Genomic DNA, 11033 nt, shown 5'->3' with positions numbered 1-11033 from the left:
CGCCGCACCCACGCCGAACACACCCTCAACCACCAGGGCGCACCCACCCCGACAGACACCACCCCCACCACCCAGGCGAACGACGATGCACCACCCTTCTGAGTGGCAAGCCCTGCGCGGCGAGCCCCGGCGAGGTGCGCTACTTCAGCAGCGAGGAGTACATCGCGTGGGTCTCCTCGGCGATGGTCGCCCAGGAGAACCGGGTCCGCGCGCGCTCGGCGCCGGCCTTGCCGAACCGCGCGGCCTTGTCGGGATCGACGACGAGATCGTTGACGGCTTCGGCGAGCCCGGCCTCGAAGGCCCGGGGATCGGACTCGTCGTAGTGGACGAGTGTGCCGGTCTCGCCGTCAACGACGACCTCGGGGATCCCACCGACGTCGGAGGCCACGACGGCGGTGTCGCACGCCATGGCTTCGAGGTTGACGATCCCGAGAGGTTCGTAGACCGAGGGGCACACGAAGAGCGTCGCCGCGGAGAGAATCTCGATGACCTCGTCACGGGGGAGCATGTCCTTGAGCCAGAACACGCCGTCCCGCTCGGCCTGCAACTCGGCGACGAGGCCTTCCATCTCGGCAGCGATCTCCGGGGTATCCGGGGCGCCGGCGCACAGTACGAGCTGAGCGTCCGGGTGGAAACTCTTGGCCGCCCGGACGAGGTGCGGAACTCCCTTCTGGCGGGTGATGCGGCCGACGAACGCGACGATCGGACGGTCCGGGTCGACACCGTGGCGGCGCAGAACGGAATCGTCGGTGGCGAAGGGGGTGGTGGGCGCCCATACGGATGTGTCGATGCCGTTGAGGATCACGTGGATCCGGTCGGGTTCGATCGCGGGGTACACGCGGAGGATCTCGTCCTTCATCCGCGCACTCACCGCGACCACGGCGTCGGCGTTCTCGAAGGCGTTCTTCTCCGACCAGCTCGACACCTGGTAACCGCCACCGAGCTGCTCGGCCTTCCACGGGCGGCTGGGCTCGAGGGAGTGGGCGGACACGACGTGGGGGATGCCGTGGAGGCGACCCGCCAGGTGTCCGGCAAGTCCCGCGTACCAGGTGTGGGAGTGTGCCAGGTCCGCACCCTCGGCGGCCACGCACATGCGCAGTCCGGCCGAGAGCGTCTGGATGGCGGGATTCGCGTCCGCCAGCTCCGGTTCGGGGCGGAAGGCCCGGGCGTTGTCCCGGTCCGCTCCCATGCACAACACGTCCACGTCGCAGAGCGGCCGCAGGTTGGCCACCAGCTCGGTCACGTGTACGCCCGCCCCGCCGTAGACCTCCGGCGGGTACTCTCTCGTCATCATCGCTACTCGCACGAGCCAAACCTAGCCGCGATCGGTGACGCCCGGGCGCGGGCCGGTGAACGGGAACCGACACCGGGGTGGCGGATGGGTGCGGGGAGGGGGCAAGTCGCTCGTTGCGCGGTGGTGCGCACGGTGAAGTCGTTACGGTGGAGGCGTGAGGAGCCAGCCGCACGTCCTAGCAATAGTTCTCGCCGGCGGCGAGGGCAAGCGCCTCTTTCCGCTGACGGCGGACAGGGCCAAGCCCGCGGTGCCGTTCGGGGGGTCGTACCGTCTGATCGACTTCGTGCTGAGCAACCTCGTCAACGCCGGGTTCATGCGCATCTGCGTGCTCACCCAGTACAAGTCCCACTCGCTGGACCGGCACATCTCTCAGGTCTGGCACATGAGCGGCATGGGCGGCGAGTACATCACCCCGGTGCCCGCGCAGCAGCGGCTCGGGCCGCGCTGGTATACGGGATCGGCGGACGCCATTCTGCAGTCCCTCAACCTGGTCTATGACGAGAAGCCCGACCACATCGTGGTGTTCGGTGCCGATCACGTCTACCGCATGGACCCGCGCCAGATGCTCGACCACCACGTCTCGACCGGTGCGGCGGTGACCGTGGCGGGGATCCGTGTGCCGCGCAGCGAGGCGTTCGCCTTCGGCTGCATCGACGCCGATGAGGGCGACCGCATCCGGGGGTGGGTCGAGAAGCCCTCGGATCCCCCGGGCACCCCCGACGACCCGGATGCCACGTTCGCGTCGATGGGCAACTACATCTTCTCCACCGAGGCGCTCATCGAGACGCTCAAGGCGGACGCCGAGAAGCCCGACTCGACGCACGACATGGGTGGTGACATCATCCCGGCCCTGGTCGAGCAGGAGCGCGCCTACGTCTACGACTTCGCCCGGAACCACGTCCCCGGCGAGACGGAGCGGGACAAGGGATACTGGCGCGACGTCGGCACGATCGACGCCTTCTACGACGCGCATATGGACCTGGTCTCGGTCCATCCGGTGTTCAACCTCTACAACAACCTGTGGCCGATCCGGACCCAGCAGGACAACCTGCCGCCGGCGAAGTTCGTCAACGGCGGCATGTCGCAGGAGTCGATGGTGGGCGCCGGGACGATCATCTCGGCCGCGACGGTGCGCAACTCCGTGGTGGCGAACAACGTGATCGTCGAAGACGGCGCGGTGGTCGAGGGCAGTGTCCTCATGCCGGGTGTGCGGATAAGTCGGGGCGCCGTGGTGCGCAAGGCGATCGTCGACAAGAACTGCCACATCGGTGACGGCGACGTGATCGGTGTGGATCACGAGCGCGATCGCCAGCGCTTCCCGGTCAGCGCCGGTGGTGTGGTGAGCGTCGCCAAGAACACCACCACGACGCTGCACGGCTGAACCGCCGGGCCACAGATCCGTGTGCCGGCGCGCGCGTCGGTCAGAGAGTGACGACGGTGAGGCCGCTGCCCACCGGGAGCACGGTGACGTGTGCGTGCTCGGGCAGCTCCACCTCTTCCGGGAGCGGGGCGTGCTCGCCGAGGAGGACCAGTGCGCCACCGCGCCGCAGGAGCACCTGTGCGCGTGTGACCACCTGGCCGACGGCGTCGTCGCGCACGTCGGCCACGACGAGGTCGTAGGCGCCGTCGGCGAGCTTGGCGACCACCTCGAGGGGACGCGCCGCGATGTAGCGGGCCGCGGAGGAGGGGTGGCCCGCGGCGGCGATCGCGGTCCGCGCGGCGTCGAGGTGGTGGGGATCCTCGGTGATGCATGTGATGACGGCGCCGGCATCGGGGCCGGCGGCGGCGAGGATGGCCAACGCGGGGACCCCCGGGGCGGGCGAGAGGCAGACCGCGGCGCGGGTGCCGGTGAGGCGGGCCACGAGCCGGATCGCCTCGGCCGTCAACGCATCCGGCGAGGAGGCGCCGAGCTCGGCCGCCTCGGTGCGGGCGGCGGAGTACGGGGAGTCGTCGACGAGGTCGGCGCAGCGCCGCGCGAGCGCGCGGTCCCCGGAGCGGTCGGTGGAGTGGGCGTCAGGCTGATCGGACACGGTGGCCAGCGTATCCCCGCGGGCTACCGACGCGTGGTCGCCGCGCGGTGATCCGATCGGTATCGGACTCTCAGTGCCTTCTCAGTACGGGTATACCGGGAAGACAGGCCGATGGGGGAGGGTGTACACCATGTACTCCCAGACGGTGCACGGATCCACGACCGTGACGACCGCCCCGGACGGGGTCGAGGCTCTCGGGACCGCCCGGTTCGACGAGACCGGCCGGGCGTCCGACATGCCGTCGTGGTCCGAGCTCGTGGCCCAGCACGGTGACCGCGTGTACCGTCTCGCCTTCCGCCTGTGCGGTAATGCGCACGACGCGGAGGACATCACCCAGGAGGCCTTCATCCGGGTGTTCCGCTCGCTCGACCGGTACGAGCCGGGCACGTTCGAGGGCTGGATGCACCGGATCGTCACCAACCTGTTCCTCGACATGGCTCGCCGCCGCACACGGATCCGCTTCGAGGCACTGCCCGAGGACGCCGAGCGTGTCCCGGGGAGGGCGCGTAGCCCCGAGCAGGTCCTCGCCGAGGAGACCTTTGATCCCGTGCTTCAGACGGCGCTGGACAACCTGTCCCCGGAGTTCCGGGCGGCGGTCGTCCTGTGCGACATCGAGGACCTCAGCTACGAGGAGGTCGGGCGCATCCTCGGGGTGAAGATGGGGACGGTCCGCAGCCGCATCCACCGGGGTCGCGCCGCGCTGCGCGCCGAGCTCGAGGCGGCCGGGGTGACCGGGGTGCACGAGCGGGCCGACTGACGCGGTTCGCGGCCGGGAACCCCGTGACGGCGTCGCTCGTTGACGACCTCGACGGGGCCGACCGGGCCCCCGTCACGGCGGACGAGGAGGCGACGAGGTGGATCGACAGCGTTCCGGAGTCGGCCCAGAGGCCGAGTACCACCTGTCCTCGGTGTCGGCGCGTCGGGTCGCCGACAGTGCCGGGCCGCCACCGGGCAGCCGGCGGTTCCTCTCGACCGACCATCTCTCGGCGGAGGCCGTCGCCGCGTACGTTGACCATCGTCTGCCCGCGGCCGGTCTGACCCGCGCGGACGCCCATCTGGCCCGGTGTCCGAGGTGCCGCCAGGAGGTCTCGGACCAGCGCGACGCCCGCCGTGCCCTGCGCGGCTCGGGACCCATCCACATGCCGGAGGACCTCAGGGACCGGCTGCGTTCCCTGGGGGAGGGCGGACCGCCCGGCTCCGTACCGGGCGAGGCCCCGGACGCGGCATCGGGTCCCGACGCGGCGGCGCGACCCCCCGCCCTGCACGGGGTCGTGGCCGGGCTGCTCCGACGGCTGCGGAACCGCGGCCGTTAGGGTGGGCCGGGTGGAGGACGAGACCCCCGAGCGCCCACTGCGCTACCCCACGCCCGTGCGTCGGCCGGACATCGACGACGCCACGGCCGCTCACTTCGCGCGCCCGCCCGGCGTGTCGGGTGGCCGGGACCCCCGGCGGGGGGTCGGGGACGCGGCGGTGGGGGCACGGGGGACGACGAGTTCGCTCGTCGAGACCGACCCCGATCCGGTTCTCGCGGAGACGTTCGGACCGCGCGAGGGTGGTCAGCGGGGGATCGAGCGGCATCCTGAATGGCAGGACCGGCGGGACGAGGCCCCCGCGGTCCGCCCCGACCCGTGGCGCGACCCGCACGCTCCCGTCGGGGTGGGCGAGCCCGCGCTGACGGAGGCGGACCGGGACGAGCCCGTGGACCTCACCGCCGGGGAGGACCGGCCGGCGACGCAGGCGCGGCTGTCGCTCTCGGAGGTGCTGTTCGAGCGTCGCCTCAGCCGGCATGCCCTGGCGGGACTCGCCGCGGCGGTCGCGCTGGTGGCCCTGGTGGGCGGCGGCATCGGCGCGGTGGTGGCCGACTCCGCCCGGATGCTCACCACCTCGACAGTGAGGATCGCGGACGCCCCCGAGGGGGTCGCGCGTCCGGACAACCCGATCGGCGAGGTCGCGCGGCGCGTGCAACCCGCCGTCGTCAACATCCAGGTGTCCACGCCCGGCTCCCACGGTGAGGGGTCCGGCATCGTCATCGACCCGCAGGGCTACGTCGTCACCAACAACCACGTGGTGACGATGGGCGGCGCGAGCTCCGACCGGGCGGCGGTCGAGGTGGTCTTCTCGGACGGCTCCCGTACGCCCGCCGAGCTCGTGGGGCGCGACCCCGCCACGGACCTCGCGGTGCTCAAGGTGGAGGACGTCCAGGGGCTGACCGTGGCCGCGTTGGGCGACTCCGACCAGGTCGAGGTGGGCGAGCAGGTGCTGGCCATCGGTTCGCCGCTGGGCCTGGCGCGGACCGTGACCGGCGGAATCGTCTCCGCCACCCAGCGACCGATCGCGCTGGGGGAGTCGACCTCGGACGGCGACGTGGTGATCGACGCCATCCAGACCGACGCGGCGATCAACCCGGGCAACTCGGGCGGGCCGCTCATCGACGCCTCCGGGGCGGTCATCGGGATCAACACCTCGATCTTCACCAACTCCGGTGGCTCGATCGGCCTCGGCTTCGCGATCCCCGTCAACGACGTGCGCACCATCGCCACCGCGCTCATGACGGAGGGGGAGATCGAGCACGCCACGATCGGCGTCAACGCCCGCACGGCGGCCAACGCCTCGCTCGAGGGGGCGGAGATCGTCAACGTGCGCGAGGGCTCGGCCGCCGAGGAGGGCGGTCTGCGCGAAGGCGACGTGGTGACCAGGGTCGGGGAGCGGCGGGTCCGCTCGTCCGAGGAACTGGTGGTGGCGGTGCGGCAGGCTGGGGCCGACGACGAGGTGCCGGTCGAGGTGATCCGGGACGGTACGCGGGTCGAGCTCGACGTCCGGCCTACGCTGGGCTGACGCGACGACGTATCCTCAACAGCGATGTTCACGAACGTGGGTTGGTCCGAGCTCCTGGTCCTCGGCGTGGTCGCGCTCGTGGTCCTCGGACCCGAGCGCCTTCCCGAGGCCGCCCGGTGGCTCGCGGGCGCCATCCGCAAGGTCAAGGAGTTCGCCGGGACCGCCCAGCAGCAGCTCAAGGACGACTTCGGAACCGACCTGGACGAGTTCCGTGAGCCGCTCAAGCAGATCAACGAGCTTCGTGGACTCAGCCCGCGGGCGCTCGTCACCAAGCACCTGCTCGACGGCGACGACTCGCTGTTCACAGGAAATTTCGACGACGCCGCGCCGGCCGGGGGCGCCGCGGCGGTGACGGGCACGCCGTCCGCCGGGCCGAGCCCCCAGACCGGGCCGAGCCAGCCCACCCAGCCGAGCCAGCCCACGCAGCCGAGCCAGTCGTCCCCGCCGACCCGGTCGGGCGCGGCGCCGGTCTGGGACACCGACGCCACGTAGGCGGAGTCCGCCCCCCGGCCGTTTACAGGTGGCGGGTCGTGTCGATCCCGAGGTTCATCCCCGCGAGTCCGCGCGGGCGCACGGCGAGGCCGTCGGCGATCCCCCTATAGGCGCGACCGGCGGCGGAGTCCGGCTCCGCCAGGACGATCGGGGTGCCGTCGTCGCCGTGCTCACGGACAGCCTGCTCGAGCGGGACCTGGCCCAGGAGCGGGACGGTCGCGCCGACGGAGCGCGAGAGGTTGGCCGCGACCTCGGCACCGCCGCCTGTGCCGAAGACCTCCATGCGGTTGCCGTCGGGCAGCTCGAGCCACGACATGTTCTCGATGACGCCGGCGATCCGCTGGCGGGTCTGCAGGGCGATCGACCCGGCGCGCTCGGCGACCTCGGCAGCGGCCGCCTGTGGGGTGGTCACCACGAGGATCTCGGCGTTCGGGATGAGCTGCGCGATCGAAATGGCGACGTCGCCGGTGCCGGGCGGCAGGTCCATGAGCAGCACGTCGAGGTCGCCCCAGTACACGTCCGCGAGGAACTGCTGCAGCGCCCGGTGGAGCATGGGGCCGCGCCACACCACCGGGGTGTTGCCCTTGGTGAACTGGGCGATCGAGATGACCTTGACCTCGTGCGCGACCGGCGGGAGGATCATCTGCTCGACCTGGGTGGGCCGGGCGTCGGTACCGAGCATGCGCGGGATCGAGTGGCCGTAGATGTCGGCGTCGAGGACGCCGACGGACAGGCCCCGGGCCGCGAGCGCGGTGGCCAGGTTCACCGTGGCCGTCGACTTGCCGACGCCGCCCTTGCCCGAGGCCACCGCGTACACGCGGGTGAGGTTGCCGGGCTGGGCGAAGGGGATGACGGGCTCGGCGGCGTCGCCGCGGAGTTGCTTGCGCAGCTCGGTGCGCTGGGCGTCGTCCATCACGTCCAGCTCGACCGCGACGTCGCCCACGCCGGGGACGTCGGAGACGGCGGCGCGGACCCGGTCGGTGATCGTGTCGCGCATCGGGCACGAGGCGACGGTCAGGTAGATGCCCACGTCCACGCGGCCGGTGGCCTCGTCGACGTCGACGCCCTTGACCATGCCGAGCTCGGTGAGGGGCTTTCGGATCTCGGGGTCTTCGACCTTCGCCAGGGCGGCCCGGATCGCTTCTTCACTGGGTGCACTCATGATGCCCCGAGTCTAGGCGTGACTCGGGGGCCGGCGTGAGCGGGGATCAGGCCGGCGGCGGGACGCAGAACGGTGCGATGCAGGGGAGCTCGATCGGCGGCAGCCCGGGGGGCGCCGGAGGCGCGGGGGCCGGTCCCGGAGCGGGCGGCGGCGCCTGCTCGGCCGCGTCGCGGTGCGGCGCTGGCGGGGGCGGCGGAGGCGGCGGGGGCTCGGACTCCGACGGCTCGGGCTTCGGCGTGCAGCCGGGCACCGGCGGCGCGGGCTCGCCGGGGGCGGCGGGCTCCGGGGCCGCGGTGGGCGTGCCCTCCCAGCCGTCGGGGCAGTGCTCCGGTGGCGTGGGGGGCTCGATCGTGGGCTCCGGCCGGTGGATCTCCGGCAGGTCGGCGGGCAGCGGGTAGGCGTTGACGGCGTAGCCGTGGGCCCACGCGTTGACGTTGGCCACGTAGGCCAGCGAGTTGTTGTACGCGAGGATCGCGCGGGTCCGGGCGGCCGGGTCGTTCATCGACCCGCCCTGGTTGCACAGCAGGGTGGCCGCGGCGAGGGCGCCGTCGTAGATGTTGTTGGGATCGGCGACGCCGTCGTCGTTGCCGTCGCGACCCAGGGTGGCCCACGTCGAGGGGATGAACTGGACCGGGCCGACCGCGCGGTCGTACTCCGCGTCGCCGTCGAAGCGGCCGCCGTCGGTGTCCTTGATGACGGCTGTGCCGGGCAGCGAGCCGTCGAGCCGCGGCCCGAGGATGCGGCCGATCGTGTTGCCGTGGGCGTCGAACCGGCCGCGGCCCTGGTTGGACTCGACCTGGCCGATGCCGGCGAGCAGCGTCCAGTCCAGCTCACAGGCGGGCTGTTCGGCGCGGAGCCGGTCGGCGGCACGGTGGTAGGCGTCGAGCGCGATGCCGGGGATCCCGAGCGGGCCGCCGGGGATGGTGGCGGGCGGGATGTGCGCGGCGCCGGGGTCGTCGGACTCCTCGGACTCCTCGGTCGGGGGCGGCGGGGTCTCCGACGAGGTGGGCGAGTCGGAGGTGGTCGAAGCGGGGGTCGAGGTCTCGGCGACCTGGGCCAGGGCCGGGGCCTCGGACGGGCCGTGGTCGAGGCTCAGGCCCACCGCGGCGAGCGTCACGATGGCGCCCGCGGTCACGGCGGCGCTGGTGAGGACCCTGCGGTCGGCGTTGTGCGCGAGGTGGCGCAACGTTCCCCCTACTACGTTCTCGACGGCGGCGTTCGCGGCGTCCGCCGACGGGGCGGGGCCGGAGTCCGGACCGGGAGGGCGTCGGCGACGGAGCCGACGTTACCCCCGTCCTTCCCCGTGTGAATCGCCTTTGGGGTGATCGGTGTTACTCCCGTCGCCGCCGAGTCCCGCGAGCCTGGTCTCGATTCGCTCGACGGCGTCGCGGAGGTCGTCCAGTTCGCGGCGCAGGTAGTCGCGGGTCACCGTCTCGCCCACGGACAGGCGAACCGAGGCCAGCTCGCGGGCGAGGAACTCCGTGTCGGCCTTGGTCTGCGTGGCGCGCAGCCGGTCCTCCTGCAGTGAGGCCTTGTCGCGGTCCTCCTGGCGGTTCTGGGCCAGCAGGATGAGCGGCGCCGCGTAGGCGGCCTGGGTGGAGAACGCGAGGTTGAGCAGGATGAAGGGGTAGGGGTCGAAGCGCCACGCCACCACCACGATGTTGATCGCGATCCACACCACCACGACGACCGTCTGGATCATGAGGTAGCGGCCGGTGCCGAAGAACCGGGCGATGGCCTCGCTGTAGCGGCCGACGGCGTCGGAGTCGAAGCTGATCCGGGGGCGCCGGGAGGTGACCGGCGTGGAGAGGGACGAGCGCGGCTGTGGTTCGGTCACGGTCGGGCCTCCCTCTCGTCGTGCAGATCCATATCGCGCCAGTCCTCGGGGAGCATGTGGTCGAGGAGGTCGTCCACGGCGACCGCCCCGAGCAGGTGCCCCTCGTCGTCCACGACCGGGCCGCAGACGAGGTTGTAGGTGGCGAAGAACCGGGTGACCGACTCCACGGAGTCGGTGGGCCGGAGCGTGGACAGGCTGGTGTCCACGGTCTCGGCGACCATCGTCGAGGGCAGCTCGCGCAACAGGGCCTGGATGTGGACGCAGCCGAGGTACCGGCCCGTCGGGGTGGCGGTGGGGGAGCGGACCACAAAGACGAGGCTGGCGAGCGCCGCGCTGAGGTCCGGGTTCCGGCAGTGCGCGAGCGCCTCGGCCACGGTCGTCTGCGGCGACAGGATGATCGGCTCCGGCGTCATGAGGCCGCCCGCGGTGTCGGCGTCGAAGGACAACAGCCGGCGGACGGGCGCGGAGTCCTCTGGGTTCATGCGCTCGAGGAACGACTCGGCGTCCTTGGCGGGGAGTTCACCCAGCAGGTCGGCGGCGTCGTCGGGCTCCATCGCCTCCAGGACGTCCGCCGCGCGCTCCAGCTCGAGCCGGGTGACGATCTCCGTCTGCTCGTCGTGCGGGAGCTCCTGGAGGATGTCGGCGAGCCGCTCGTCGTGGAGGGTCCGGGCCACCTCGAGGCGGCGGTTCTCGGGCAGTTCGCGCAGCGCGTGGGCCACGTCGGCGGGACGCATGTCGGCGTACTGCTCCACGAGGCTCGCCGCACCGTGCTCAGGGGTGCCGATCGCGTCGTCGTCGAGGCCCCGGATCCGGCTCCAGGCGACGATCGCCACCGGGCCGCGGCGCCCGAGCGGTCCGCGGGAGCGGCGGGGGCGGGTCGCGAGCCGGGAGACCAGCCAGTCCCGGGAGCGTTGGCGCTCGATCTCCACGTCCACCACCTGGAACCGCGTGGGGCGCGCGGGAGCGTTCTCGGTCTCGCCGGGCTGCTGCTCGGGCTCGACGCCGACGATCGAGTCGACGAGCGCGCCGAGGACCAGGTTCTCGCCGGGCCGGGAGGTGAACCGGTGCAGGTTGATGGTGCCCGACACCAGCGTCACCGACCGGGGCTCGATGCTCGCCACGCGGAGCATGGGGACGAAGATCCGGCGGCGCGTGGGCAGCTCCACCACGAGTCCGATGACCCGCGGGGGTTGGTTCCGCGAGCGCATCGTCACCACCACATCCCGGATGCGTCCGATGTCGTCCCCGTCCGGGCCGATCACCGGCAGTCCGGCTAGCCTGGCGACGAAGACCTTGTTGAGGTTCGCCATGCGGACCACGTTAGTCGGCCGGGTGACCGCCCGCGCCCGTGCACCGACCGCCCCGTGCGCCGACCGGAGGGAG

At 72.3% G+C, this 11033-nt stretch carries 11 protein-coding genes; 5 read left to right on the top strand and 6 right to left on the bottom strand.

Annotated features, from left to right (window positions below):
- Positions 1-139: 139 nt before the first annotated feature.
- On the bottom strand, positions 140-1306 hold the full coding sequence (gene glgA, locus ACH0BZ_RS04565; protein WP_406896770.1) for a glycogen synthase: 1167 nt from the start codon (positions 1304-1306) through the stop codon (positions 140-142).
- A 142-nt stretch (positions 1307-1448) separates the two neighbouring features.
- Between glgA and glgC the strand changes: the two genes are divergently transcribed.
- The gene (glgC, locus tag ACH0BZ_RS04560; protein ID WP_406896769.1) at positions 1449-2675 is read left to right on the top strand and encodes a glucose-1-phosphate adenylyltransferase; all 1227 of its coding nucleotides are present in this window, start codon (positions 1449-1451) and stop codon (positions 2673-2675) included.
- 40 nt (positions 2676-2715) lie between these two features.
- Here the strand turns inward: glgC and ACH0BZ_RS04555 are convergent, their stop codons facing one another.
- Positions 2716-3324 carry a hypothetical protein gene (locus ACH0BZ_RS04555; RefSeq protein ID WP_406896768.1) on the bottom strand — a complete coding sequence of 203 codons (609 nt, stop codon included), beginning with the start codon at positions 3322-3324 and terminating at the stop codon, positions 2716-2718.
- A 130-nt stretch (positions 3325-3454) separates the two neighbouring features.
- On the opposite strand from ACH0BZ_RS04555, the gene sigE reads away from it, so the two are divergent.
- The 4 genes from sigE to tatB all read left to right on the top strand — a co-directional run bounded on the left by sigE (position 3455) and on the right by tatB (position 6651).
- The gene (sigE, locus tag ACH0BZ_RS04550) at positions 3455-4081 is read left to right on the top strand and encodes an RNA polymerase sigma factor SigE (RefSeq protein ID WP_406896767.1); all 627 of its coding nucleotides are present in this window, start codon (positions 3455-3457) and stop codon (positions 4079-4081) included.
- Between the two features lie 97 nt (positions 4082-4178).
- A complete protein-coding gene (locus tag ACH0BZ_RS04545; RefSeq protein WP_406896766.1) occupies positions 4179-4637 on the top strand; it encodes an anti-sigma factor family protein in 459 nt (152 codons plus the stop codon).
- A 10-nt stretch (positions 4638-4647) separates the two neighbouring features.
- On the top strand, positions 4648-6159 hold the full coding sequence (locus ACH0BZ_RS04540; protein ID WP_406896765.1) for a S1C family serine protease: 1512 nt from the start codon (positions 4648-4650) through the stop codon (positions 6157-6159).
- A gap of 24 nt (positions 6160-6183) precedes the next feature.
- Positions 6184-6651, top strand: a complete 468-nt coding sequence (gene tatB / locus ACH0BZ_RS04535) for a Sec-independent protein translocase protein TatB (protein WP_406896764.1) — start codon at positions 6184-6186, stop codon at positions 6649-6651.
- Between the two features lie 22 nt (positions 6652-6673).
- On the opposite strand, the gene ACH0BZ_RS04530 is transcribed toward tatB, so the two are convergent.
- The 4 genes from ACH0BZ_RS04530 to ACH0BZ_RS04515 form a co-directional block, all read right to left on the bottom strand.
- Positions 6674-7813 carry an Mrp/NBP35 family ATP-binding protein gene (locus ACH0BZ_RS04530; protein WP_406896763.1) on the bottom strand — a complete coding sequence of 380 codons (1140 nt, stop codon included), beginning with the start codon at positions 7811-7813 and terminating at the stop codon, positions 6674-6676.
- Positions 7814-7859: 46 nt separating this feature from the next.
- A complete protein-coding gene (locus ACH0BZ_RS04525; RefSeq protein WP_406896762.1) occupies positions 7860-8999 on the bottom strand; it encodes a lytic transglycosylase domain-containing protein in 1140 nt (379 codons plus the stop codon).
- A gap of 99 nt (positions 9000-9098) precedes the next feature.
- A complete protein-coding gene (locus ACH0BZ_RS04520) occupies positions 9099-9650 on the bottom strand; it encodes a DUF1003 domain-containing protein (RefSeq protein ID WP_406896761.1) in 552 nt (183 codons plus the stop codon).
- On the bottom strand, positions 9647-10960 hold the full coding sequence (locus ACH0BZ_RS04515) for a magnesium transporter MgtE N-terminal domain-containing protein (RefSeq protein WP_406896760.1): 1314 nt from the start codon (positions 10958-10960) through the stop codon (positions 9647-9649). Before ACH0BZ_RS04515 ends, ACH0BZ_RS04520 begins: the two co-directional genes overlap by 4 nt.
- Positions 10961-11033 lie beyond the last annotated feature (73 nt).

Origin of the sequence: Dietzia sp. 179-F 9C3 NHS, from assembly GCF_045369825.1 — a bacterium.
GTDB lineage: Bacteria > Actinomycetota > Actinomycetes > Mycobacteriales > Mycobacteriaceae > Dietzia.
The sequence above is the reverse complement of the archived record's forward strand: the minus strand, read 5'-3'. Positions and strand labels throughout refer to the sequence as shown.

What these genes read in the sequence shown, in the direction of transcription:
- sigE (WP_406896767.1), top strand. Translation starts at nt 3,455, where the DNA reads ATGTACTCCCAGACGGTGCACGGATCCACGACCGTGACGACCGCCCCG.
- tatB (WP_406896764.1), top strand. Translation starts at nt 6,184, where the DNA reads ATGTTCACGAACGTGGGTTGGTCCGAGCTCCTGGTCCTCGGCGTGGTC.
- ACH0BZ_RS04530 (WP_406896763.1), bottom strand. Translation starts at nt 7,813, where the DNA reads ATGAGTGCACCCAGTGAAGAAGCGATCCGGGCCGCCCTGGCGAAGGTC.
- ACH0BZ_RS04515 (WP_406896760.1), bottom strand. Translation starts at nt 10,960, where the DNA reads ATGGCGAACCTCAACAAGGTCTTCGTCGCCAGGCTAGCCGGACTGCCG.